Below are 23,993 nucleotides of genomic sequence, written 5' to 3'. Positions count from 1 at the left end.
ACCGGGCAAGCTGGTACAACGATGTCCTTCACGCTCTTCGCCGACGCCCGCGTGGCGCTCGCCCGGGACAGCCTCGCCGGCCTCTCGGTCGGCGACGCGCTCGGTTCGCAGTTCTTCGTACCGGGCCGGCGCCCGGAGGATCTGATCGCCGGGCGCCTCCCGCCCGTGCCCTGGGAGTGGACCGACGACACCGAGATGGCCTGCTCGGTGCTGGTGGAGCTGGTCGAGTCGGGCCGGATCGACCGGGACCGGCTGGCGCTCGGCTTCGCCGAGCGCGCCGAGCCGTACCGGGGGTACGGGCCCGGGGCGGTGACGATTCTGCGGTTGATCCGCACCGGCACGCCGTGGCCGGTCGCCGCCGCGTCGGCCTTCGGCGGGCAGGGCTCCTGCGGCAACGGGGCGGCGATGCGGGTGGCGCCGGTGGGGGCGTACTTCGCGGACTCGACCACTCGCGCGGCGGCCCAGGCCCGCGCGTCGGCCGAGGTGACCCACGCGCACCCGGAGGGGATCGCCGGGGCGGTCGCGGTGGCCGTCGCCGCCGCGTTGGCCGCGCGGGGCCGGCTGGACGGTGACCCGCCCGCTCCCCACCGACTCCTCGCCGGGGTGGCGGCCGGGCTGGACCCGGCGACCGAGGTGCACCGCCGGACCCGCCGCGCCGTCGACCTGATCGGCCATCCGCTGCCGCAGGTCGTCGCGGTGCTCGGCAACGGCGCTCAGGTCACCGCGCAGGACACCGTGGCCTTCACGCTCTGGGTGGCGGCCACCCACCTGACTGACTACCCGGCGGCGATCCGGGCGTGCGTGCAGGCGGGCGGGGACGTGGACACCACGGCCGCGATCGTGGGCGGGATCGTGGCCGCGTACGCGGGGGTGGGCGTGCCCGGTGGCGTACCGGCCGACTGGTTGGCGGCCCGCGAGCCCCTCCCCGACTGGCTTCCCTGACCCCGGGCGTCGACCCTGCCCGGGCCGATCAGTCCGACTTCGCCGGGTCCGGGTGGGTCAGCGTGAGCGCCGGCCCGGCGGCCTGGCCGTCGAGGGGACGGCGGCGCCAGCGGCTCGCCAGCCAGCCGACCGCCGCACCGCCGCCGAGCCCCGCGAGCAGGCCCGCGCCGAGCAGCGCGTCGGCGTTCCCGCCGGAGCCGCCGCCCGTCTCCCCGCCGCCGGCGACCTGCGCGCCGCCGGCCCCGTACGCGCCGCCGGCCCCGTACGCGCCACCGGAGACGTCCGCGCCGGCGGCCCCCGGAGCACCCGGGCCGCCGCCGTGACCCGCGTGCCCGGCCGTTCCGCCCGCCGCCTCCGGTGCCGGCGGGAGCAGGGTGAGTCGCGGTGCCGGGTGCGGGCCGGACTGGCCGGTCCAGCGCACCACTGTGCCGTCGGCGTACGTCTGGACCACCGGGAAGGTGAGCTGGTCGGTGCGGGGCAGCGGGCCCATGGAGAGCGACAGCCGGGCCGGACCGGAAGCCGCCCCGTCGACCCGGATCCAGGTCACCGAGGTGGTGACCGTGCTCACCCCGGCCGAGTGCATGCCGGAGACCGGCTCGTCGAGCGTGCGGGACTGGATTCGGGGCGCCCAACCGGTCACCGACATCGGGTACACCTCGGCGATCGGCGTCCGCGTCGGCAGTTGGATCTCGACCTGCCGGGTGGGGCTGCCGGAGCGCTCCTCGGGCACCACGAACTCCAGCCGGACGGCGTCACCCTGCCGTGCCTGGCTCGGCGTGGTCGTCACCTCCGCCGCGTACGCGGCGGTGGGCCAGCTCAGCACCGCACCCGTGACCAGGGCGGCAGTCGTTGCCGCCCGGCGCCGGTCACCTCGGGTCATCGCCATCTCGCGTCCCCATCCCAGTCGACTCGGCCGGCAGCGGATTCCGGCCGCACCCGGTAGTTCGGCTCCCGGCGGCGAAAGGTTCAACGCCGCGCGCGGTGTCGACCGGTGAGCATTCCGCCGGCCGAGGCGTCGGCGGTCGGGGCGCGAGGGAGGACCGATAGCATCGGCGGGGGCCGTACCGGCCCGTTCAATGCCGTCTGCTGCGAGGAGTCACCGTGTCCGCACCCCGTACCCCCGCCGTGGCCGACCCCGTCGTCGTCGCCGCCGGGACGACGGCGGCCGACGCGGTGGCCGCGGCCGAGTTGCCCATGAACGGCCCGAAGGCGATCGTGGTGGTCCGCGATCCCGAGGGCCGGCTGCACGACCTGGACTGGCGACCGGCGACCGACGTCTCGGTCGAGCCGGTCAGCCTGGACTCGCCCGACGGGCTGAACGTGCTCCGCCACTCGACCGCGCACGTGCTCGCGCAGGCCGTGCAGGACGTCTTCCCCGAGGCGAAGCTCGGCATCGGGCCGCCGATCGAGAACGGCTTCTACTACGACTTCGCGGTCGAGAAGCCGTTCCAGCCCGACGACCTGTCGAAGCTCGAGAAGCGGATGCAGGAGATCATCAAGTCGGGCCAGCGGTTCCGGCGGCGCCGGTTCGCGAGCCTGGACGAGGCGCGGGCCGAGCTGGCCAACGAGCCGTTCAAGCTCGAGCTGATCGACGTCAAGGGCGAGGGGCTGGACTCCTCCGAGGTGATGGAGGTCGGCGGGGGCGAGCTGACCATCTACGACAACCTCGCCGCGAACGAGGAGAAGGTCTGCTGGTCGGACCTCTGCCGTGGTCCGCACCTGCCCAACACCCGGCTCATCGGGGCGTTCAAGCTGATGCGTTCGGCCGCCGCGTACTGGCGGGGGTCGGAGAAGAACCCGCAGCTGCAGCGGGTCTACGGCACCGCGTGGCCGACCCGGGACGGGCTGAAGGCGTACCTGAAGCTGCTGGAGGAGGCCGCCCGGCGCGACCACCGCAAGCTCGGCGCGGACCTCGACCTGTTCAGCTTCCCGGACGAGATCGGCTCCGGCCTCGCGGTCTTCCATCCCAAGGGCGGCATCATCCGCCGGGAGATGGAGAACTACTCCCGCCGCCGGCACGAGGATGCGGGCTACGAGTTCGTCAACACGCCGCACATCACCAAGGGGCACCTCTTCGAGACCTCGGGTCACCTGCCCTACTACGCGGACACCATGTTCCCGCCCATCCAGCTGGAGGGCGCCGACTACTTCCTCAAGCCGATGAACTGCCCGATGCACAACCTGATCTTCAAAGCGCGCGGGCGGTCCTACCGGGAGCTGCCGCTGCGGCTGTTCGAGTTCGGCACCGTCTACCGGTACGAGAAGTCCGGGGTGGTGCACGGGCTGACCCGGGTCCGTGGCCTGACCATGGACGACTCGCACATCTACTGCACCCGGGAGCAGATGGCCGGCGAGCTGGTCACCCTGCTCACCTTCGTGCTCGACCTGCTCCGGGACTACGGCCTGGACGATTTTTACCTGGAGCTCTCCACCCGGGACGACTCGCCGAAGTTCATCGGCGCGGACGAGGACTGGGCGGAGGCCACCGAGGCGCTGCGCAGCGCCGCCGAGCAGTCGGGCCTCGAACTGGTGCCCGACCCGGGCGGCGCGGCCTTCTACGGGCCGAAGATCTCGGTGCAGGCGAAGGACGCCATCGGCCGGACCTGGCAGATGTCGACGATTCAGGTCGACTTCAACCAGCCGGCGCGGTTCGGGCTGGAGTACCAGGCCGCCGACGGCACCCGGCAGCAGCCGGTGATGATCCACCGCGCGCTCTTCGGCTCGATCGAGCGGTTCTTCGGGGTGCTCACCGAGCACTATGCGGGCGCGTTCCCGGCCTGGCTGGCGCCGGTGCAGGTGGTCGGCATCCCGATCCGCGAGGACCACACCGACTACCTGCACGGCTTCGTGGCCGCGCTGCGCGCCGAGGGGATCCGCGCCCAGGTGGACGCGGGTGACGACCGGATGCAGAAGAAGATCCGTACGGCGCAGCAGCAGAAGATCCCGTTCATGGTGATCGCCGGTGACGACGACGTGGCCGCCGGTACCGTGTCGTTCCGCTACCGGGACGGTTCGCAGCGCAACGGGGTGCCGATGTCGGAGGCGGTGACCCACGTTCTCGACGTGGTCGGTTCCCGTACCAACATCGGCCCCTCCGCCGAGCTGTAGCGCCGAGCTGTCGAAGGGGTCCCCGCCCGCGCGGCGAGGACCCCTCCGGGGCAGCTCACCCGGCTACCTGCGTCGAGTCTCAGATGCCGCAGTTCGGTGCGGACCAGGTGCGGCTGGCCTTGTGCGCGACGTGGGTGTGGTCGTTGTGGCCGGGGAAGCCGGGGCCGAGGATCTCGTTGAAGCCGTGGTTGCGGGCCTGCTGGGCGAGGCGGCACAGCGAGTGCGGCCCGGCCCCCAGGTCCACCGCGTCGCCGTAGAGGTGCCGGCTGGTCGCCGACCCGCCGACGGCGCTGTTGCAGGCGCGGCTGCGGAACGCGCTGGTCACGACGATCTGCTGGTCGCCCAGGGCGTGCCGCATCGCCTGGAGCTTCCACATCGAGACCCGGGCGTTGAACCGCGCGGTGCTGGCCGAGACCGCCCCGCCGGACCAGTCGCTGTTGCAGTCGTTGAACTCGGCGTAGCTGAAGTTGACCGGGGTGCAGTCGTCGTCCTGCAACGCGTAGATCCGGTTGAACGTCTGCGGTCCGGCGATCCCGTCGGCCGACAGCCCGTACGCCTGCTGGAAGCGGCTCACCGCGGCGCGGGTGGCGGGGCCGTACGCCCCGTCGATGCCGAGCACGGCGCCGTTGCCCGGGTAGCCGGCGACGCGGACCTGCAGCTGCCGGACGTCTTCGCCGGACATCCCCTGAGAGAGGGTGCGGCCCCAGGTGTAGCAGCCGTCGGCGTGCGCTGCGCCCGCGGTGAGGGTGACACCGGCCACGGTGCTGACGAGGGTCAGCGTGACGGCCGCGAGAAGTGTGCCGATTCGTCGGATCACAGGGGGTCCTCCATCGCTACATGTAAGAACATGAATGTATGGAAGTTTCAGATCTAGGTCACGCCTCGTCAACAACTTCCATTTGACGCGTTCCTGAACAGCGGACATTCCGCTCGTGGCCGGTGCGCCGGACGCAGCCACCAACAGAGCCCGAAGAGTCCGTAGGATCGCCTCTGTGACTGGGGCGGAGCGGCACACGGACAGCGACGGAATGGCCGACGGCCTGGAGCGGCTCTGGACGCCGCACCGGATGACCTACATCTCGGGCGACGACCGCCCGGCCGAGGGCTACGAGGAGCCGAGCGGCTGCCCGTTCTGCCGGGCACCGCACGCCCCGCCGGAGAAGAGCCTGGTGGTGGCGCGGGGCGCACGGGTGTACGCGGTGCTCAACCTCTACCCGTACAACCCGGGTCACCTGCTGGTCTGCCCGTACCGGCACGTGGCCGACTACACCGAGCTGGACGAGGCGGAGACCGTCGAGCTGGCCGAGTTCACCCAGACCGCGATGCGGGTGATCCGCAAGGTCAGCAACGCGCACGGGTTCAACCTCGGCATGAACCAGGGCGGGGTGGCCGGCGCCGGCATCGCCGCGCACCTGCACCAGCACGTGGTGCCGCGCTGGGGCGGCGACGCGAACTTCATGCCGGTGATCGGGCGTACCAAGGTCCTTCCGCAGCTGCTCGGCGACACCCGCGAGCTGCTCGCCCGCGCCTGGCCGTCCTGACCGCACCCGGCTTCCCGGCGGCCCGCCCCGCCCGGTTCCCCGGTCGGCCCGCCGTCCGGAGCGGGCCGGCCGGTCCCGGCGTACGCCGGTCAGCTGCCACGCAGCGCCGTGACGAGCTCCGGCCAGCCCTCCACCCGGTGCACGCCGGGCAGGTGCGCCACGTGCGCGGCCACCTCGGCGGGCCGGGGGCGGAACAGGAACCGGTGCGGCACCGAGTCGAGGTAGCTCAGCACCTCGAGCTTGTCGTCGACGAAGTGGGTCAGCCCGAGCCGCCGGGCGATGGGGGCCTTCGCCGGTCGGGTACGGCAGAAGTGCACCCGCCGCACGGGGACCCCGGTGCGGGCGTGGAAGTCGTGGTGCGCCAGCCACTCGACGGTCCGCCGCTGCGTGTCCTCGCCGCACTTGCTCACCAGGTGCACCTCGTCGAAGCCGCCGGTCAGCGCGGCCAGGGCGTCGAACGCCCCGGTGACCTGCGGGGTACGCAGGTAGTGGTCGCCGAAGAAGGAGGTGTCCGCGTCGTCGTCGGACGGCTGGATGATCACGCCGCCGATGTCCACCCCGAGCCGTCGCATGTGACCGATCATCGCGCATCGGCGGTGCGCCGGAAACCGGCCGTACCCCGACCGGCCCGGGTCCTCCGCCCGGACGGCAGCGCGGGGAACACCTCGGGCACGGGAGGCAACCGGCGGGTATCGCCCCTTCTTGCGTTCGAGCGCGCTGGAGGTGACACGATCTGCCGGTGGCAGTCACGACGCGAACCCTGGGGCGCAGCGGCATCGAGGTCAGCGCGCTGGGGATGGGTTGCTGGGCGATCAGCGGCCCGTGGGCGGAGGGCGTCCAGCCGCTCGGCTGGGGCGCCGTCGACGACGACGAGTCGATCCGGGCGGTCCGTCGGGCCCTCGACCTGGGCGTGACGCTCTTCGACACCGCCGACACGTACGGCGCGGGGCACGGCGAGCGGCTCCTCGGGCGCGCGCTGACCGGTCGACGCGACGAGGCGGTGATCGCCACCAAGTGGGGCTACACCTTCGACGAGGCGACCCGGCAGGCGACGGGGGAGGACGCCTCGCCCGGGTACCTGCGCCGGGCGGTCACCGACTCGCTGCGCCGGCTCGGCACCGACCGGATCGACCTGTACCAGCTGCACCTCGCCGACCTGTCGGTGCCGCGCGCGGAGGCCCTCATCGGCACGCTCGAGGAGCTGGTCGCCGAGGGGCTGATCCGGTCGTACGGCTGGAGCACCGACCGGCCCGACCGGGCCCAGACGTTCGGCCACTCCGCTCCCGGCGCGACGGCGGTGCAGCACTCCCTCTCGGTGCTCCGGGACGCGCCCGAGCTGCTGACCGTCTGCGACAAGTACGACCTGGCCAGCATCAACCGTGGGCCGCTCGGGATGGGGTTGCTGACCGGCAAGTACACGGCCACCTCGACGCTGCCCCGCGACGACGTACGCGGACTCGCCCCGGGCTGGCTGGAGTGGTTCCGCGGCGGCCGGCCGGCGCCGGAGTGGCTGCGTCGGGTGGCGGCGGTGCGGAACGCGCTGACCGCCGACGGGCGCACGCTGGCGCAGGGCGCGCTCGGCTGGATCTGGGCGCGCAGCGGGCGGACGATCCCGATTCCCGGCTGCCGCACCGTCGCCCAGGTGGAGGAGAACGCCGCCGCGCTGCGCCACGGGCCGCTCGCGCCGGACCAGTTCGCGGAGGTGGAGCGCCAGCTCGCGGCCCTGCGCAGCGCCGCCCTGCGGCACGCCGACCACCCCGGCCGCCCCAGCCCCACCGCCCCCGCCACCCAGCCCTAACCCCCAACCCCACCCCTCGCCCCCCTTCGGGCCGCCCCGGCCACTCGTTCACGGAAAGAGTGGCTATCCCAGCGGAAATAGCCACTCTTTCCGTGAACGAGGCGCTGCCAGGGCGCGGGGGAGGGGGGAGGGCGGGGTGGGGGTTACGGGGTGGGGTGTTCCTTGCGGATCTGCTCGGCGAGGTGGGCCGGCATCGGGTCGTAGCGCACGAAGCTGCGCCGGAAGGTGCCGGTGCCGGCCGTCATCGAGCGCAGCTCCACGGCGTAGCGGAGCAGTTCGGTGGCGGGCACCTCGGCGCGGACCAGGCTCCGCCCGTCGCTCTCCGGATCCGACTCGGTGCCCAACACCCGGCCGCGCCGGCCGGAGAGGTCGCCCAGCACCGCGCCGACCGAGGAGTCCGGCACGCGGATGGTCACCTCGTCGACCGGCTCCAGCAGGGTCGGCTGGGCCTTCTCGGCGGCGTCCCGCAGGGCCAGCGCCCCGGCGGTCTGGAACGCGGCGTCGGAGGAGTCGACGCTGTGCGCCTTGCCGTCGACGAGGGTCACCCGCAGGTCCACCACCGGATAGCCGGCGACCACCCCTCGCTCCATCTGGGCCCGTACGCCCTTCTCCACCGACGGGATGTAGTTGTGCGGCACCGCCCCGCCGACCACCCGGTCCACGAACTCGAAGCCGGCGCCGCGCGGCAGCGGCTCCACCTCGATGTCGCAGACGGCGTACTGGCCGTGGCCGCCGGACTGCTTGACGTGCCGCCCGTGGCCCCGGGCCGTGCTGCCGAACGTCTCCCGCAGCGCCACCCGCACCGGCTCGGTGTCCAGCGCGACGCCACCGGCGCGCAGCCGGTCGAGCAGTACGTCGGCGTGCGCCTCGCCCATGCACCAGAGCACCAGCTGGTGGGTCTCCGGGTTGCGCTCCAGCCGCAGCGTCGGATCCCCGGCGACCAGCCGGGACAGGTTGCGGGCCAGCGCGTCCTCGTCCGACCGGCTCTTCGCCACGACGGCCACCGGCAGCAGCGGCTCGGGCATCTCCCAGGCCGCGATGAGCAGCGGGTTCTCCTTGGCGGAGATGGTGTCGCCGGTCTCCGCGCTACCCGACTTGGTGATCGCGCAGATGTCCCCGGCGACGCAGGCGGACACCTCCCGCAGGGCGGCGCCGAGCGGGGTGAAGATGTGCCCCACCCGCTCGTCGGCGTCGTGGTCGGGGTGCCCACGCTCGGCCAGACCGTGCCCGGAGACGTGCACGACCTGCTCGGGGCGGAGCGTGCCCGAGAAGACCCGTACCAGGGAGACCCGCCCCACGTGCCGGTCGATGGTGGTCTTGACGACCTCGGCGACCAGCGGTCCGTCCGGGTCGCAGGTGAGCGGTGGACGCGGTGCGCCGTCGACGCCGGTCACCACGGGCAGTTCGTGCTCCAGCGGCGAGGGGAAGGCGGCGGTGAGTACCTCCAGCAGGGTGTCCAGCCCGACGCCGGTCTCCGCGCAGACCGGAATCACGGGATAGAAGTGCCCCCGGGCGACGGCCTTCTCCAGGTCGTCGATGAGCACGTCGGTGCCGATCTCCTCGCCCTCGAGGTAACGGTCCATGAGGGACTCGTCCTCGCTCTCCGCGATGATCCCCTCGATCAGCTCGTCGCGGGGCTCGACGATGGCGGGCAGGTGCTCCGGGTCCGGCTGCCGGATCTCGGCGGGCAGCCCGCCGGTGTAGTCGAAGACCCGGCGGGTGATCAGGCTGAGCAGGCCGACGGTGGAGACCCCGTCGTCGCCGAGCATCGGCAGGTAGAGCGGGAGCACGTTGTCGCCGAAGACGCGCTGGCAGAGCGCCACCGCCTCGTCGAAGTCGGCGCGGGGGTGGTCCAGCCGGGAGACCGCGACCGCCCGGGGCATGTCCACCGCGGCGCACTCCTCCCAGAGCGCCGCGGTGGCCGCGTCCATCCCGTCGACCGCGGAGACGACGAAGAGCGCGGCGTCGGCGGCCCGCAGCCCGGCGCGCAGCTCACCCACGAAGTCGGCGTAGCCCGGGGTGTCCAGAAGGTTGACCTTGATGCCCTCGTGCAGCAGCGGCGCGCAGGCCAGGCTCACCGACCGCTGCTGGCGTACGGCGGCGGGGTCGTGGTCGCAGACGGTCGTGCCGTCGGTGATCGCGCCGGCGCGATCGATCGTGCCGCTGGCTCTGAGCAGCGCCTCGACCAGAGTCGTCTTGCCGACGCCGGAGTGCCCGACGAGCACGACGTTGCGAACCCTACCGGGCTCCGTCGCCACCGGCGTGACGCCGGTGTGACCCTTCTCCTGACTCTTCTGCGCCATCGGGCGCACCTCCCTCAGCCGGTGGTGGTGGCGAACCGCCGCGCGCGACGGGACAGCGGCCCGGGGCAGGTGCGCGGCGATATCCTCCGGTGGGCTGCTGCACAGCGGGACTCGGACGGGCGAGCAGGTGACCTGAGTCACCTTCCTGACCCGATCAGACACCCGTTCCCGAGCGGGCACAAGCCTCGCCGCGCCGCCACGCTGACCGGCCCGTATCGCCGCACCTGGGTGGACCGTTATCGTGGGACCGCCATGGCGAAGATCTTCCAAGTGTCGGCCCGCGCGGGGATGACCCGCGTCGTCGAGCCAATCGCACGCGGCCTGCTTCGGGCGGGCGTCACTCCCAACGCGGTCACCGTGACCGGAACCATCGGCGTACTGGTCGGCGCGCTCGGCTTCGGCGCCCGCGGTGACCTGGTCGCCGGCGCGCTGATCGTCACGGTCTTCGCGCTCACCGACCTCCTCGACGGCACGATGGCCCGGATGAGCGGCGGCTCGACCCGGTTCGGTGCCTTCCTCGATTCGAGCATGGACCGGATCGCCGACAGCGCCGTCTTCGGCGCGGTCGCGTACTGGCTGGCCACCGAGGGCGACCACGCCGGGGTGGCCGCCGCCCTGATCTGTCTCGCGGCCGGCAGCGTCGTCTCGTACGTCAAGGCCCGGGCCGAGGGGCTCGGCATGACCAGCAACGTGGGCATCGCCGAGCGCACCGAGCGGCTGCTGATCGTCGGGGTCGGCGGCCTGCTCACCGGGTTCGGTGTGCCGATGGCGCTGCAGATCGCGCTCTGGCTGCTCGCCGCCGTGTCGATCTTCACGGTCGGGCAGCGGATGCGGCACGTCTACCGGCAGGCGCGGCAGCTCCCCGCGCCGGGTGCGAACGGGTGAATCTCACCGAGCTCGGTTACGTCGCCGGCTGGCGGGTCGTGCGCGCGCTGCCGCGGCCCGTGGTGGCGGCGGCGTTCCGGGCCGGCGCGGACCGCGCGGCCCGCAGGGGCGGCGCGGGTACGACCCGACTGCGCGCGAACCTGCGCCGGGTGGTCGGGCCCGAACTGCCCGAGGCCGAGCTCGACGACCTGGTCAAGCGGGGTATGCGCTCGTACGCCCGCTACTGGCTGGAGGCGTTCCGGCTGCCGTCGCTGAGCCGCGAGCAGATCCTGGCCACCTTCTGGCTGGACGGTGCGGAGAAGCTCGCGGCGGACGTGGCCTCCGGCACCGGTGCGGTCGTCGCGCTGCCGCACGCCGGCAACTGGGACGCCGCAGGCGCCTGGGTGGCCGCCAACGGTTGGCCGATCACCACCGTCGCCGAGCGGCTCGAGTCGGACGGCGTCTACGGGCGGTTCCTGGCCTTCCGTCGGAGCCTGGGCATGGAGATCCTGCCCAACCGCGGCGGCGACCGGCCCGCGTTCGACGTGCTGGTCGACCGGCTGCGGGCCGGCGCGGTGGTGCCGCTGCTGGCCGACCGGGACCTCTCCGCCCGCGGGGTGGAGGTCGACTTCTTCGGCGCCCGCACCCGGATGCCCGCCGGGCCGGCCCTGCTGGCCCTGCGTACCGGGGCGCCGCTCTACGTGGCTTCGATGTGGTTCGAGCCGGAGCGGGCCTGCGCGGCGCTCAAGGGCCCGGTAGCCGTGCCGGACCCGGAGGAGGGCCCGCTCGACCAGCGCGTCCGGACGCTCACCCAGCGCGTCGCCGACGAGTTCGCCGCGGGCATCGCCCGCCACCCGGAGGACTGGCACATGCTGCAACGCATGTGGCTCGACCAGCGGAGCGCGGTAGGCGCGGACAGAGGGCGATGACGTGCGGATCGGCATCGTGTGCCCGTACTCCTTCGATGTTCCGGGCGGGGTGCAGAACCACGTCATGGACCTCGCCGAGGCGCTGATCGCCCTCGGCCACGAGGTCAGCGTGCTCGCCCCGGCCGACGAGGATTCGCCCCTGCCGTCGTACGTGGTGCCGGCCGGGCGGGCGGTTCCCCTGCCGTACAACGGTTCGGTGGCCCGGATCGCGTTCGGTCCGGTCTCCACCGCCCGGGTACGACGCTGGATCACCCGTGGCGACTTCGACGTGCTGCACGTCCACGAGCCGCTGACGTTGAGCCTGTCGCTGCTCGCGGTCCTGTCGGCGCGGGGGCCGGTGGTGGCGACCTTCCACACGGCGATGACCCGGTCCCGGGCGCTGGCCGCGGCGCAGGGCGTGCTTCAGATTGTGCTGGAACGCATCACCGCCCGGATCGCGGTCAGCGCGCTGGCCCGCAAGGTCCAGGTGGAGCACATGGACGGCGGAGCCGTGGAGATCCCGAACGGGGTGGCGGTCGCCAAGTTCGCCCACGCCGAGCCGCTGCCCGGCTGGCCGGGGGAGTGCGGGCCGGGCACCGGCGGGACGCTCGGCTTCCTGGGCCGCTTCACCGAGCCGCGCAAGGGCTTCTCCGTGCTGCGCGACGCCTTCGTCGACCTGGCCCCGAGCCGCCCCGGGCTGCGGCTGCTGGTGGCCGGCCCGGGCGACCCGGACGACCTGTTCGGGCAGTTTCCCGCGGGGCTACGCGACCGGGTGACCTTCCTGGGCCTGGTCTCCGAGGAGGAGAAGGCGCGGATGCTGCGCAGCGTCCACCTCTACGTGGCGCCGAACACCGGCGGCGAGTCGTTCGGCATGATCCTCACGGAGGCGTTGGCCGCCGGCACCACGGTGGTCGCCAGCGACCTCGACGCGTTCCGCCGGGTGCTCGACGGCGGCCGGGCCGGCCGGCTCTTCGCCACCGGCGACCCGGTGGCGCTGCGCGACGCGCTGGTCGACCTGCTCGACGACGCGGCTGCGCGGGCCACGCTGACCGACTGTGGTGACCAGGTGGTGGCGAGCTACGACTGGCCTGTGGTGGCCCGGCGGGTGCTCGAGGTGTACGCGGCGGCGATCGAGGCCACCGACGGTCGGGTCATCGACGAGGAGTGGGTGGGACCCGGCTGAGCCGGCGCCCGGGAACGTGATCAGATCGCCGCGGCCGACCGGGCCCGGCGGGACGGGAACGGAGCAGCACTACGATGCCGGGCATGTGGTGGGCGGTGGGCGCGATCGTGCTCGTCGGGCTCGTCTCGACGTATCTCGTCTGGACCGCCGGTCGGGTCGAGCGGCTGCACGCCCGCGCGCAGTCGGCGGCCCGGGCGCTCGACGCCCACCTGTTGCGCCGGGCGGCGGCCGCCGCGGTGCTGGCCGAGCGGCGCTACGGCGTCGAGCTGTACGCGGCGGCGCGGATCGCCCTCGACGCGCATCCGGACGAGCGGGAGGCGGCCGAGAACGACCTGACCCGGCAGCTGCGGGCGGTTCAGCTCGACCCCGTGGACCCGGACTGCGAGGCGGTGGTCGCGGCCAGCCGTCGCCTCGCCCTGGCCCGGCAGGTGCACACCGATCTGGTCCGCGACGCGCGGGCGGTGCGCGGCCGTACGCTGGTGCGCCTGTTGCGGATGGGACGCGGCCGGGAGTGGCCGCGGTACTTCGACATCGACGACCCGATCCTGACGGTTCCGGCCGACGTCCCCACCGGCTGAGCGGCACCCGTCATCAGTGCCGGAACCGGACGTTCGGCGCAGGCGGACGATGAGTCGTCAATCCCTCGTAAGCGCCGGTGACGGCGGACACAGTGCAGGCCACCGTGGGTCTGATTGGCTGTCGGAGCGGCGTTGAGCCGGGCGTAGCCTTTCCGCTGTCACCCCCTGAGCGCCCTCCGAGGAGCGATAACCCATGCCCGAGAACACCCCCCAGAACACCGGCGGCAGCCCCGTCGTCGGCACCGCCCGCGTGAAGCGGGGCATGGCCGAGATGCTCAAGGGTGGCGTGATCATGGACGTGGTCGACGCCGAGCAGGCCAAGATCGCCGAGGACGCCGGCGCGGTCGCGGTGATGGCGCTCGAGCGGGTGCCGGCGGACATCCGCGCCCAGGGCGGCGTGGCCCGGATGAGCGACCCCGACATGATCCAGGGGATCATCGACGCCGTCTCCATCCCGGTCATGGCCAAGGCCCGCATCGGCCACTTCGTGGAGGCGCGGATCCTCCAGGCGCTCGGTGTCGACTACGTCGACGAGTCCGAGGTGCTGACCCCGGCCGACTACAGCAACCACATCGACAAGTGGTCGTTCACCGTGCCTTTCGTCTGCGGCGCGACCAACCTGGGTGAGGCGCTGCGCCGGATCACCGAGGGCGCCGCGATGATCCGCTCCAAGGGCGAGGCGGGCACCGGTGACGTCTCCAACGCCACCACCCACATGCGCAAGATCCGCCAGGAGATCCGTCGGCTGAGCTCCCTGCCGGCCGACGAGCTCTATGTCGCGGCCAAGGAGCTGCAGGCGCCGTACGAGCTGGTCAAGGAGGTCGCCGAGAGCGGGAAGCTGCCGGTGGTGCTCTTCACCGCCGGTGGGATCGCCACTCCGGCCGACGCGGCCATGATGATGCAGCTCGGCGCCGAGGGCGTCTTCGTCGGTTCGGGCATCTTCAAGTCCGGCAACCCGGCTCAGCGGGCCGCCGCGATCGTGAAGGCGACGACCTTCCACGACGACCCCGACGTGCTGGCGAAGGTCTCCCGGGGCCTCGGCGAGGCGATGGTCGGCATCAACGTCGACGAGATCCCGCAGCCGCACCGCCTGGCCGAGCGCGGCTGGTGACGGTGGGAGGAGGCCCCTCGCTGGGGGCCCCGCGCACCCGGAGCCCGGAAGGAGCGGTGCGATGAGTGGGACACCCGTGATCGGGGTGCTCGCCCTCCAGGGCGACGTACGCGAGCACGTCGCGGCGCTGACCGCGGCGGGCGCGCAGTCCGTCCCGGTGCGCCGGCCCCGGGAACTGGAGGCCGTCGACGGGTTGGTGATTCCCGGCGGCGAGTCCACCACGATGAGCCGGCTGGTGGACGTCTTCGAGCTGCGCGAGCCGATCGACAAGCGGATCGTCGGCGGGATGCCGGTCTACGGCTCCTGCGCCGGCATGATCATGCTCGCCACCGAGGTGCTGGACGGCCGCCCCGACCAGCGTGGGTTCGACGGCATCTCGATGACCGTCCGGCGCAACGCGTTCGGCCGGCAGGTCGACTCGTTCGAGGCGCCGGTGACGATCACCGGCATCGCGGGCGATCCGTTCCACGCGGTCTTCATCCGGGCGCCGTGGGTGGAGCGGGTCGGCGAGGGCGTGCAGGTGCTCGGCCAGGTCGCCGACGGCCCCTCGGCCGGGCGGATCGTCGCGGTGCGGCAGGGCAACCTGCTCGCCACCTCGTTCCACCCCGAGCTGACCGGCGACGCGCGGCTGCACCGCTACTTCGTCGACCTGGTGCGCGCCACCGCCTGAGCGGCGGCATCCCCGGGGGCTCCGCCGCCGACCGGCGGCAGACCGGGTGCGCCGTCTGGGTGGCCGGGCCCGGCGTCGACGGTCGGGCTGATCAACTCGGCTTCCTGGATGTCGGGGTGTCCCGCGCGCCCGGACACCGCGATTTCAAGGAGCCCGAGTCGATCTCCCTCCCGGGACCGCCCTGTCTGCGGCTACCCGGGCCGCCGGTCCGGGCGGTCCTGTCCGGGTACCCCGGACGTTACGGCCGGTTCTCCCCGGCGGGCATGGATTCCGGTCGCCGGGCGTTGTGCTCTGAGTGCGCCCCGACCGCCCGGCGCAGCCCGACGGTGCTGACCGGGTGTGACAAGGTAGGGCGCGGGCTCGGTAGGATTGCCGCGGTCCGGCAGGGCCATCCGCCCGCGTGGCGTTTCCCGCGGGAGCCGACGGCCGCCGGATCACCGGATGCGGCACTTGATCGGCGTGGCAGTCGACGCAGGCGTGGAACGACACACGGAGGTAGCAGATGTCCGGCCACTCAAAGTGGGCGACCACCAAGCACAAGAAGGCCGTCATCGACGCCAAGCGCGGCAAGATGTTCGCCAAGCTGATCAAGAACGTCGAGGTGGCGGCCCGGACCGGCGGCGGTGACCCGGCCGGCAACCCGACCCTCTACGACGCCATCCAGAAGGCGAAGAAGAACTCGGTCCCCAACGACAACATCGACCGTGCGGTCAAGCGCGGCTCCGGCCTGGAGGCCGGCGGCGCCGACTGGCAGACGATCATGTATGAGGGGTACGGCCCGAACGGCGTGGCGATGCTGATCGAGTGCCTGACCGACAACCGCAACCGCGCGGCGACCGAGGTGCGCACCGCGCTGACCCGCAACGGCGGTTCGCTGGCCGACGCCGGCTCGGTCTCGTACATGTTCTCCCGCAAGGGCGTCGTGATCGTCCCGAAGGCGGGGACCAGCGAGGACGACGTGATGATGGCCGTCCTCGACGCGGGCGCGGAGGAGGTCAACGACCTCGGTGAGGCGTTCGAGGTGGTCTCCGAGCCGACCGACCTGCTCGGGGTTCGTTCCTCGCTGCAGGACGCCGGCATCGAGTACGAGTCGGCCGAGTCGTCGCTGATCCCGAGCGTCAACGTCCCGCTCGACGAGGAGGGCGCTCGCAAGATCTTCAAGCTGATCGACGTGCTGGAGGACTGCGACGACGTGCAGAACGTCTACGCGAACTTCGACGTCAGCGACGAGGTCATGGAGGCGGTGGGCTGAGCCGGCCGTGACCACGCAGCGATTCGCGCCGGGCGACGTGGTCGTCCGGCGCGAGGTGCTTCTCGGCGAGGTCTGGTTCGCCGTCCCGACTATCTGCGTCGAGGATTCACCGGAGCTGCTCGCCCTCTACCTGCCCTCGGGCGCCGCGTTCGGGTTCCCGGAGTCGGGCGTCTTCCCGGCCGGCCGGCACCCGTGGCAGCTCGCCGGCCACCAGGCCTGGAGCGGGCACGGCAAGCTGATGCTGCACCACCCCGGCGAGGCGCACTCGGTGGACCTCTTCTGGTCGGGGCCGGAGCGTGCCTTCACCGGTTGGTACTTCAACCTCCAGGACCCGCTGCGGCGTACACCGATCGGGGTGGACACCCTCGACCACGAGCTGGATCTGTGGTGGGGCGCGGACGCCGAGCGGTACGTCTGGAAGGACGTGGAGCTGTTCGCGCAGCGCCTCGTCGAGGGGCGCTACCCGGGGATGGCCGAGGCGATCCGTGCCGAGGGCGACCGGATCGCCGCGCTGCTGGACGCCGGGCAACGCTGGTGGGACGAGAGCTGGGCGGCGTGGACGCCCGACCCGTCCTGGCTGGTGCCCCGGCTGCCCGACGGTTGGCACACCGTTCCCTGCTGAACCGCCGGGTGGCCGAGGTGGTGGCCCGAACGCCACCACCTCGGCCACCCGAAGCCGGTCGACCCGGTCAGCTCACGCTCTCGCGGGACCGCCAGGCCGTCCGGATCGAGGTGCGGCCGTTGGTGCGCAGCAGCGCCCCCTGGTACACGCGGGCCCCGGCGAGCAGGAACGCGAAGGCCGTGAGCAGCAGCAGGACCAGCGCCGCCACCGGTTCCCAGATGGCGGCGTCCCCGTTGAACAGTCGCAGCGGCATCGCCGTCGGCGCGGAGAACGGCACGTAGGACAGCACCTGCATGGCCGTCGCGTTGTCCTTCAGGAAGATCACCGCGAAGAAGGGCAGCATCACCGCGAGCTGCACCGGCGTGGAGACCCCGCCGATGTCCTCCAGCCGGTTGACCAGTGCCCCGGCCGCCGCCCACATGGCCGCCACCAGCACGAAGCCCACGATGAAGAACGGCACGAACCAGCCGATCGCCGGACCCAGCAGGGGGAGCAGGCCACCGCCGTCCCCGAAGGCCATGCCGGCGACCGCGACGAGGGCCACCAGCACGATCTGCCCGAGGGCCAGCAGCGTGCCGGCGACCATCTTGCCGGCCAGCAACGCCCGGACCGGCACCGCGGCGGCCAGGATCTCCACGATCCGGGTCTGCTTCTCCTCGATGATGCTCTGCGCGATCTGCACGCCGAAGACCTGCGACGTGACGTAGAAGATGAACGCGAAGAAGAACGGCACCAGGAAGGCGGCCACCGGATCCAGCGCGTCCGGGTCAAGCAGCCGCACCTGCGGTTGGCTGCTGAGCGCGGCCACCACGTCGTCGGGGGCCTCGTCCATGGCGAGCACGGCCGGGCCGGAGACGACGGCCGCGTCCACCTCGTCGTCGCGGACCGCCTGCTCGGCGGCGCGGTCGTCGGGCACCGTCCGCACCTCCAGCCCGGCCGCCCGCAGCGGGCCGGCCGACTGCTCGGTGACCGCCACCGTGGACGGTCCGCCGGAGAGCAGCGGCGGCAGGATGGTCGCCGCGGCGGCGATCAGCAGGAAGAACAGGGTGCTGAACAGGAAGGTCTTGTCGCGCAGCTTGACCCGGATCTCCCGGGCGGCGACCAGGCGGGTGGCCTGCACGGTGTTCACTGGGCGACCTCTCGGAAGATCTCGGTGAGGGACGGGGTGACCGGCCGGAACGCGCGTACCGGGCCGCGTGCCAGCGCCGCGTGCAGCACCGGCTGCTCGTCGGTGCCGACGGCCAGGTCGAAGACGGCGCGGGCGCCGTCCAGGTCGACCAGGGTCACGCCGGGCTGGTCCCGCAGCCAGCCGGCGTCGGTCTCCACCACCAGCTCGAAGCGGGGCGAGGTGTACGTCTTGCGCAGCTGCTCCCGGTCGCCCGCCGCCCGGATCACCCCGTCCGCGATGATCACGAGGTCGTCGCAGAGCCGCTCGACCACGTCGAGCTGGTGACTGGAGAAGAGCACCGGCGTACCGGCCGCGGCCCGTTCCCGCAGCACGCCGACGACCGTGTCCACGGCCAGCGGGTCGAGGCCGGAGAACGGCTCGTCGAGCACGAGCACCTCGGGATCGTGCACCAGCGCGGCGGCGATCTGCGCGCGCTGCTGGTTGCCGAGCGAGAGCGTCTCCAGCAGGTCACCGCCGCGCTCGGCGAGCCCCACCCGCTCCAGCAGCGCCTCGGTGGCGCGCTCGGCGGCCGCGGCGGTCATGCCGTGCAGGCGACCCAGGTAGACCACCTGCTCGCGGACGCTCATCTTGGGGTACAGGCCACGCTCCTCCGGCATGTAGCCGAAGTGTCGCCGGACCTCCGGGGTCAGCGGCGCCCCCCGCCACGTCACCCGACCGGCGTCGGCGGCGAGCACCCCGAGGATGATCCGCATGGTGGTGGTCTTGCCGGCGCCGTTACCGCCGACGAAGCCGGTCATCCGACCGGCCACCACATCGAAGGACACGTTCTTGAGTGCCTGCCGGTCGCCGAAGCTGCGGTCGACGCCGTCGAGGCGAAGCACACTGGTCACGGTCAACACGCTAGATCGCCGGGCGCCGCCCGCCGTCAGTCGGCGGACGGAGACCCGGCGTCCGTCTGGCGGCGGATGGCGGTCAGCCGCCGGGGCGAACCACCCCGTGCTCGTACGCGAAGACCACCGCCTGCACCCGGTCGCGCAGGCCGAGCTTCGCGAGCACCCGGCTCACGTGCGTCTTCACCGTGGCTTCGCCGAGGCTCAGGTCGACGGCGATCTCCGCGTTGCTGGCACCGCGGGCGATCAGCACCAGCACCTGCTGCTCACGCGGCGTCAAGTCCTCCAATGCCGCAGAGCTGCCGGCCCTCGACGTCCCACCGGCCGCCGCACCGGGCCGGGCGAAGGTGGCGATCACCTTTCGGGTCAGCTCCGGCGCGAGCAGCCCGTCGCCGCGGGCCACCACCCGGATCGCCTCGATCAGCGACTCCGGGGTGCCGTTCTTGAGCAGGAACCCGCTCGCCCCGGCACTCAGCGCGGCGAAGAGGTAGTCGTCCCGGTCGAAGGTGGTGAGGATCAGCACCGCCGGCCCGTCCGGGGCGTCCGGGGCGGTGATCCGCCGGGTCGCCTCCAACCCGTCCATTCCGGGCATCTCCACGTCCATGAGCACCACGTCGGGGTGCAGCGCCCGGGTCATGCCCACCGCGCGCTCGCCGTCGGCGGCCTCACCGACGACCTCGATGTCATCCTCCACCTCGAGGATGACCCGGAAGCCGGTACGCACGAGGTGCTGGTCGTCGGCGAGCAGCACCCGGATCGGCCGGTCCGCGCCGGTGACTCCGTTCACGGCGCTCATACCGGCTCCGCCACGACGACCGCGAGCGGGAAGCGGGCGCGGATGCGCCAGCCACCGCCGACCCGTTCCCCGGCCTCCAGCACTCCGCCGTGCGTGGCGACCCGCTCGCGCATGCCGATCAGGCCCAGCCCGTCCGGATTGGGGGCTCGGGTGGGCCGCCCGTCGTCGGTCACGTCGACCTCCACCTCCATGGCCAGGTAGCGCAGCCGCACGTCGAGCACCCCGGCGCCGGTGGCGTGTTTGAGCACGTTGGTCACCGCCTCCTGGACGACCCGGTAGACCGCCTGCGACACCGACTCCGGCAGCGGCGTCGCCTCCCCGTAGACCGCGAACGTCGCCCGCAGCCCGGCGTCGCGGGCCCGCTCCACCACCTCCTCGACCCGGTCGACGCCGGCCGGCGCCTCGACGTGCTCCGGCGGGCCTTCGCTCGCGCGCAGCACACCGAGCATCCGGCGCAGCTCGTCCACGGCCGTTCGGGCCGTCTCCTCGATCGCGGTCAGCGCGGTGCGGGCCTTGGTCGCGTCCCGGTCGAAGACCCGGCGGGCCGCCGAGGCCTGCACGCCCATCACCGACACGTGGTGGGCGACCACGTCGTGCAACTCGCGGGCGATGCGTACCCGCTCCCCGACGACGGCCTGCCCGCGCGCCTCGGCCTGCGTGCGGCGCAGCTCCTCGGCCTGCTCCGCCAGCTCGTGCTGCCGATACGCGGCCAGCCACGACGTCTCCCCGAAGAAGTACGCGAAGCCGAAGTAGAGCCCGTTGACCAGCACCCCGCTCACCAGGGCGGCGAGCACCGGTGGCACCGGCCCGACCGCCTGGGCGAACGCGTCGGGCGGGATGCTGCCGACGGTGACCGCGTAGTAGACGCCGAGCCAGGCGAACATGGTCACGATCACCCCGATCCGCAGCCGCCGGGACAGCCGCCGGTCCGGCCCCCACGCGCCGAGGGAGTAGATCGCGGCGAAGAGCGCCCACGAGGAGAGCTGCGCCTCCGGGGCGGAGCGCGCCTGGGCGGCGATGAACATGGCCGAGACGACGACGATGGTGACGGCCGGGTGCCGCCGCCGCCAGATCAGCGGCAGCGGCACCGCCACCGTCCAGAAGATCTGCTCCGGCACCGAGGGCGGTGGCCCCAGCAGGAACGACCCGGTGCTGCGGGTGAGGGTGAGGTTGAACAGCGCCAGCACGGTCAGGGCCAGTCCGGCGTACAGGTCGAGCCGCTGCTGGTGCGGGGTGGGGCCGGGGCGGCGCCAGCCGTCGCCGGGTGTGGGGGTGCTCACCTGGCCAAGGATGTCATCCCATCGGTCTTCGTCGCCCGGGTGTTTCTCCGGGGCGGACGCCCCGGCGTGGCGGAGCCACCGGTGTGCGGGTCACGGCGGCCACCCGCGCGAGCAGCACCTCCACCCGGCTGCGCTCGACGTGCGCCCCGCACGGTCGCGTCCAGGCGATGAACCGGGCGAAGAGCTCCGCCGGGTCCGGCGGGCGGGGGTTGAGGCGTAGCCAGTCGGCGGCGGCGTCGTGCAGCAGCACGCACAGGTAGACGGAGAGTCCCACCGGGTCGTGCGCGTACTCGACGCGCAGGGCCAGCTTCGCCGGCTGGCACGGCCACGGGGCCGCGCACACCCGGCACCGCCACGCCGGCCGCGCGGCGACGTGTCGGCGCACGGCGCTCACCGCTCCTCCCGGGGTACGGACCACGTCACCGCCCATGTCGCCCTCCTCCACGCCGTGCCTGTTCACACTCTGCTGCCCGGCCGACTACGGTCGGAAGGCGTCGACAGGTCACCGGCCGGTGGTGGGCGTCGAGGCGGCCGCCGGTGGCGTCCGGTGGTGACCGGTGGCCGGGCTGTGGTGGAGGTGTGATGGGCGACGAGCGACTGTCCACGCTGGAGTTCCTCGGCGGCGAGCTGCGCCGCGCCCGCCGGGATCGCGGGTTGAGCCAGGAGGAGCTCGCCCAGCGGGTCAACTACTCGTCGTCGCTGATCGGCATGGTGGAGATCGGCCACCGGACGCCGTCGCAGGACTTCGTGGCCCGCGTCGACGCGGCCCTGGAGTCCCGGGGCTTCTTCGAACGGCTGCTCACCCTCGTCCGTGCCGACGCCGCGCCGCCGTGGCTACGCGAGTGGATCGCCGTCGAGGCGGAGGCGACGCTGATCCGCTGGTTCGAGCCGTCGCTGATCCCCGGCCTGCTGCAGACCGAGGCGTACGCCCGCGCGGTGCTGACCGGCGGCGGCATGCTGCGTGCGGCCGAGGTGGAGCAGCGGGTGACCTCCCGGCTGTCCCGCCAGGCGGTGCTGACCCGGGAGTCCCCGCCGGAGGTCGTCTTCGTCGTCGACGAGGCGGTGCTGCGGCGGCGCATCGGTGAACCGGCCGTGATGGCGCAGCAGTTCAACCATCTGGTGGAGATGAGCGAACTTCCTCAGATCGATATTCATGTGGTGCCTGCCGACGCGGGCATGCATCCTGGGCTCGCCGGGCCGTTCATCCTGGCGCGCACGACAGATGGCGCGGAGGTGGCCCATCTTGATAACCAGTTACGTGCGCATGTGACTGATCGACCTGATGACGTCAACAGCCTTCAACGGGCGTGGGAGCGGGTGCGAGGCGAGACGTTGCCCCGTCGCGCGTCTCGCGAACTGATACGGGAGGTGGCGCAGTGGTGGACCTGAGCGGCGCCGTTTGGCGAAAGTCGACCCGCAGCAGCAACGGCGGGTCCACCTGTGTCGAGGTGGCGACGAACCTGGCCGACGTGGTGGCCGTACGCGACAGCAAGGACCGGGGTGGGCCGGTGCTGGCCTTCGGCCCCGCGGCCTGGACCGGTTTCCTCGCCGCGGCCACCACTGGAGCCCTGCACGCCCCCGACTAGCGTTGGACGCGCTGCGGCCCGGCACCCCCGTGAGTGCCGGGCCGCGTCGCGCCGGAGCGCGTCAGTGCCGGTTGCGGTACGCCTTGATCGAGCTGTCGATGATGTCCCAGCCGGCGATCAGCACCGTGCCGACGACGACGAGCGTGGCGACGTTGTTCAGGTTCTCCGGCTGGGAGAGCCACTCCCACCGGTTGACGAAGTCCGGGTTGAACAGCCGGTCGGTCGAGATCAGCCAGATCAGCGGGGCCGAGAACGCGACGTTCAGAGCCGCGTTCACCCCGACCAGCGGCCACGTCCAGCGGCCGGCGCGGTACTTGGCGAACTCCAGGCCGACGCTGGCGACCAGCACCACCATCAGGAACGGCAGCCAGAAGCTCCAGAGCGCCGGGTCGAGGATCGGCAGGTTGCCGCCGTCGTTGTCGGGCACGAACGAGCGGAAGTGCTGGATCGGCAGGTAGGCGATGACCAGCACCAGCCAGCCGACCGAGGCGGCCAGGTCGACCAGGCCGATCTGCCGGTTCGTGTGGTCCTCGGGCAGCTGGTCGACGGTCCACTCCGGCAGGTCGAGCTTGGCGTTGGTGCGCTCCAGCACCGCGAAGACCAGGGTGACCCAGAAGCCGATGTTGACAGTGGTCTGGATCGCGGCGACGACCGCCTTGCCGATCGCGTCACCGCCGTTGCCGTCGGTCCCCTCCGCCAGGCCGACGGCGAGCGCGACCACAGCCGGGACGAAGCTGAGCAGCAGCTTCATCAGCCGCTCCCAGGCCAGGTAGTAGGTCGGGCCGATGAGCTGGAGCCGCCGGTCGGCGTAGCGGGCCGCCAGCTTCGCGGGGTTGCCCAGCTCGGTGAGGACCTCACGCTCGGCGGCCTCGGCGTCCCGCCCGTCGGCGCGGCGGCCGTCGATCATGTCCTCGATCGAGCCGCGCAGCTCGGTCGCGATCTCCTCGCGCCGCGCGGCCGGCACGGTCCGCAGGGTGGCGGCGAGGTAGCGGTCGGTCAGGGAGGTCATCGTTCTACTCCTTCGATCAGCCCGGTGAGAGAGGTCTGTACGGCGGCGAGGTCGTCGAGGAGCCGGTGGAGCACCGACTCGCCCTCGTCGCTGGTGCGGTAGAACTTGCGCGGCCGGCTTTCCTCGGTGTTCCACTCGCTGGTCAGCAGCCCCTGTTCCTCGAGGCGGCGCAGCAGCGGGTAGAGGGTGTTCGCGTCCACCGGGAAGCCGTGCCCGGTGAGCCGTTGCAGCAGTGAGTAGCCGTAGTCGGGGTGGCGCAATGCGATCAGGCTCGCCACCACGACCGTTCCCCGGCGTAGCTCCTGGAGATGGGTCCGTAGCACTTCGTCGCTGGCCATGCATCACACGATACTGTGTGCCACACACTAATGTCTAGCCATGCAGTGTCGTGTGACTGACAACGGTGTGCCCCGGGCGATGTTG

The 23,993-nt window shown here is 72.6% G+C and carries 24 protein-coding genes and 1 pseudogene; 14 read left to right on the top strand and 11 right to left on the bottom strand.

The annotated features are described in order from the left end of the window. The first annotated feature begins 21 nt into the window (after nucleotides 1-21). Nucleotides 22-942, top strand: a complete 921-nt coding sequence (locus D7044_RS03745; protein ID WP_120687992.1) for an ADP-ribosylglycohydrolase family protein — start codon at nucleotides 22-24, stop codon at nucleotides 940-942. A gap of 28 nt (nucleotides 943-970) precedes the next feature. Here D7044_RS03745 and D7044_RS03740 read toward each other — a convergent pair whose 3' ends face one another. Next, nucleotides 971-1,828 carry a YcnI family protein gene (locus D7044_RS03740; RefSeq protein ID WP_120687991.1) on the bottom strand — a complete coding sequence of 286 codons (858 nt, stop codon included), beginning with the start codon at nucleotides 1,826-1,828 and terminating at the stop codon, nucleotides 971-973. Nucleotides 1,829-2,043: 215 nt separating this feature from the next. Between D7044_RS03740 and thrS the strand changes: the two genes are divergently transcribed. Next, nucleotides 2,044-4,050, top strand: a complete 2,007-nt coding sequence (thrS, locus tag D7044_RS03735; protein ID WP_120687990.1) for a threonine--tRNA ligase — start codon at nucleotides 2,044-2,046, stop codon at nucleotides 4,048-4,050. A 79-nt stretch (nucleotides 4,051-4,129) separates the two neighbouring features. On the opposite strand, the gene D7044_RS03730 is transcribed toward thrS, so the two are convergent. Next, nucleotides 4,130-4,867: a D-Ala-D-Ala carboxypeptidase family metallohydrolase gene (locus D7044_RS03730; protein WP_233564866.1), complete on the bottom strand. Its 738-nt coding sequence runs from the start codon at nucleotides 4,865-4,867 to the stop codon at nucleotides 4,130-4,132. A gap of 211 nt (nucleotides 4,868-5,078) precedes the next feature. Between D7044_RS03730 and D7044_RS03725 the strand changes: the two genes are divergently transcribed. Next, on the top strand, nucleotides 5,079-5,591 hold the full coding sequence (locus tag D7044_RS03725) for an HIT family protein (RefSeq protein ID WP_199716496.1): 513 nt from the start codon (nucleotides 5,079-5,081) through the stop codon (nucleotides 5,589-5,591). Between the two features lie 89 nt (nucleotides 5,592-5,680). Here the strand turns inward: D7044_RS03725 and D7044_RS03720 are convergent, their stop codons facing one another. Next, on the bottom strand, nucleotides 5,681-6,163 hold the full coding sequence (locus D7044_RS03720; protein ID WP_233563372.1) for a hypothetical protein: 483 nt from the start codon (nucleotides 6,161-6,163) through the stop codon (nucleotides 5,681-5,683). A gap of 167 nt (nucleotides 6,164-6,330) precedes the next feature. Here D7044_RS03720 and D7044_RS03715 point away from each other — a divergent pair, with 167 nt between their 5' ends. Then, entirely contained in the window at nucleotides 6,331-7,389 is a 1,059-nt protein-coding gene (locus D7044_RS03715; RefSeq protein WP_120687988.1) for an aldo/keto reductase, read from the top strand. A gap of 143 nt (nucleotides 7,390-7,532) precedes the next feature. Here the strand turns inward: D7044_RS03715 and D7044_RS03710 are convergent, their stop codons facing one another. Then, the gene (locus D7044_RS03710) at nucleotides 7,533-9,692 is read right to left on the bottom strand and encodes an elongation factor G-like protein EF-G2 (protein WP_120687987.1); all 2,160 of its coding nucleotides are present in this window, start codon (nucleotides 9,690-9,692) and stop codon (nucleotides 7,533-7,535) included. 252 nt (nucleotides 9,693-9,944) lie between these two features. On the opposite strand from D7044_RS03710, the gene pgsA reads away from it, so the two are divergent. From pgsA to D7044_RS03670, 8 genes are all read left to right on the top strand, one after another. Further along, nucleotides 9,945-10,577, top strand: coding sequence for a phosphatidylinositol phosphate synthase (gene pgsA / locus D7044_RS03705; RefSeq protein ID WP_120681395.1), 633 nt, complete (start codon nucleotides 9,945-9,947; stop codon nucleotides 10,575-10,577). Further along, a complete protein-coding gene (locus D7044_RS03700; protein WP_120687986.1) occupies nucleotides 10,574-11,485 on the top strand; it encodes a phosphatidylinositol mannoside acyltransferase in 912 nt (303 codons plus the stop codon). Before pgsA ends, D7044_RS03700 begins: the two co-directional genes overlap by 4 nt. A 1-nt stretch (nucleotide 11,486) precedes the next feature. Beyond that, nucleotides 11,487-12,647: a glycosyltransferase family 4 protein gene (locus D7044_RS03695; RefSeq protein ID WP_120687985.1), complete on the top strand. Its 1,161-nt coding sequence runs from the start codon at nucleotides 11,487-11,489 to the stop codon at nucleotides 12,645-12,647. A gap of 74 nt (nucleotides 12,648-12,721) precedes the next feature. Beyond that, a complete protein-coding gene (locus D7044_RS03690; protein WP_120681401.1) occupies nucleotides 12,722-13,225 on the top strand; it encodes a hypothetical protein in 504 nt (167 codons plus the stop codon). Between the two features lie 193 nt (nucleotides 13,226-13,418). Further along, nucleotides 13,419-14,336, top strand: a complete 918-nt coding sequence (gene pdxS / locus D7044_RS03685; RefSeq protein ID WP_120681403.1) for a pyridoxal 5'-phosphate synthase lyase subunit PdxS — start codon at nucleotides 13,419-13,421, stop codon at nucleotides 14,334-14,336. 61 nt (nucleotides 14,337-14,397) lie between these two features. Further along, the gene (gene pdxT, locus D7044_RS03680) at nucleotides 14,398-15,006 is read left to right on the top strand and encodes a pyridoxal 5'-phosphate synthase glutaminase subunit PdxT (RefSeq protein WP_120687984.1); all 609 of its coding nucleotides are present in this window, start codon (nucleotides 14,398-14,400) and stop codon (nucleotides 15,004-15,006) included. 502 nt (nucleotides 15,007-15,508) lie between these two features. Beyond that, nucleotides 15,509-16,258 carry a YebC/PmpR family DNA-binding transcriptional regulator gene (locus D7044_RS03675; protein WP_120687983.1) on the top strand — a complete coding sequence of 250 codons (750 nt, stop codon included), beginning with the start codon at nucleotides 15,509-15,511 and terminating at the stop codon, nucleotides 16,256-16,258. A 7-nt stretch (nucleotides 16,259-16,265) separates the two neighbouring features. After that, nucleotides 16,266-16,880, top strand: coding sequence for a ribonuclease FAU-1 family protein (locus D7044_RS03670; protein WP_233564865.1), 615 nt, complete (start codon nucleotides 16,266-16,268; stop codon nucleotides 16,878-16,880). Between the two features lie 67 nt (nucleotides 16,881-16,947). Here D7044_RS03670 and D7044_RS03665 read toward each other — a convergent pair whose 3' ends face one another. The 5 genes and pseudogenes from D7044_RS03665 to D7044_RS03645 all read right to left on the bottom strand — a co-directional run. Then, a complete protein-coding gene (locus D7044_RS03665) occupies nucleotides 16,948-18,009 on the bottom strand; it encodes an ABC transporter permease (protein WP_120687982.1) in 1,062 nt (353 codons plus the stop codon). After that, the gene (locus tag D7044_RS03660) at nucleotides 18,006-18,899 is read right to left on the bottom strand and encodes an ABC transporter ATP-binding protein (RefSeq protein WP_120681629.1); all 894 of its coding nucleotides are present in this window, start codon (nucleotides 18,897-18,899) and stop codon (nucleotides 18,006-18,008) included. Before D7044_RS03660 ends, D7044_RS03665 begins: the two co-directional genes overlap by 4 nt. 82 nt (nucleotides 18,900-18,981) lie before the next feature. After that, nucleotides 18,982-19,695 (bottom strand): response regulator, encoded by a 714-nt coding sequence (locus D7044_RS03655; RefSeq protein ID WP_120687981.1) that lies wholly within the window; start codon nucleotides 19,693-19,695, stop codon nucleotides 18,982-18,984. Then, nucleotides 19,692-20,975 (bottom strand): sensor histidine kinase, encoded by a 1,284-nt coding sequence (locus tag D7044_RS03650; RefSeq protein WP_120687980.1) that lies wholly within the window; start codon nucleotides 20,973-20,975, stop codon nucleotides 19,692-19,694. The genes D7044_RS03655 and D7044_RS03650 overlap by 4 nt, the downstream gene beginning before the upstream one ends. Nucleotides 20,976-21,132: 157 nt before the next feature. Then, nucleotides 21,133-21,405, bottom strand: a pseudogene (locus D7044_RS03645) (hypothetical protein); the annotation flags it as partial. A gap of 152 nt (nucleotides 21,406-21,557) precedes the next feature. On the opposite strand from D7044_RS03645, the gene D7044_RS03640 reads away from it, so the two are divergent. Both D7044_RS03640 and D7044_RS03635 read left to right on the top strand, forming a co-directional pair. Further along, on the top strand, nucleotides 21,558-22,364 hold the full coding sequence (locus D7044_RS03640; protein WP_120687979.1) for a helix-turn-helix domain-containing protein: 807 nt from the start codon (nucleotides 21,558-21,560) through the stop codon (nucleotides 22,362-22,364). After that, a complete protein-coding gene (locus D7044_RS03635; protein WP_120687978.1) occupies nucleotides 22,352-22,561 on the top strand; it encodes a DUF397 domain-containing protein in 210 nt (69 codons plus the stop codon). Before D7044_RS03640 ends, D7044_RS03635 begins: the two co-directional genes overlap by 13 nt. Nucleotides 22,562-22,622: 61 nt before the next feature. On the opposite strand, the gene D7044_RS03630 is transcribed toward D7044_RS03635, so the two are convergent. Both D7044_RS03630 and D7044_RS03625 read right to left on the bottom strand, forming a co-directional pair. Further along, complete coding sequence (locus tag D7044_RS03630; protein ID WP_120687977.1) at nucleotides 22,623-23,570, bottom strand: permease prefix domain 1-containing protein; 948 nt, start codon at nucleotides 23,568-23,570, stop codon at nucleotides 22,623-22,625. After that, nucleotides 23,567-23,908, bottom strand: a complete 342-nt coding sequence (locus D7044_RS03625) for a PadR family transcriptional regulator (protein ID WP_120681421.1) — start codon at nucleotides 23,906-23,908, stop codon at nucleotides 23,567-23,569. The genes D7044_RS03630 and D7044_RS03625 overlap by 4 nt, the downstream gene beginning before the upstream one ends. Between the last annotated feature and the right edge of the window lie 85 nt (nucleotides 23,909-23,993).

Origin of the sequence: Micromonospora musae, assembly GCF_003626635.1 — a bacterium.
GTDB lineage: Bacteria > Actinomycetota > Actinomycetes > Mycobacteriales > Micromonosporaceae > Micromonospora > Micromonospora musae.
The sequence above is the reverse complement of the archived record's forward strand: the minus strand, read 5'-3'. Positions and strand labels throughout refer to the sequence as shown.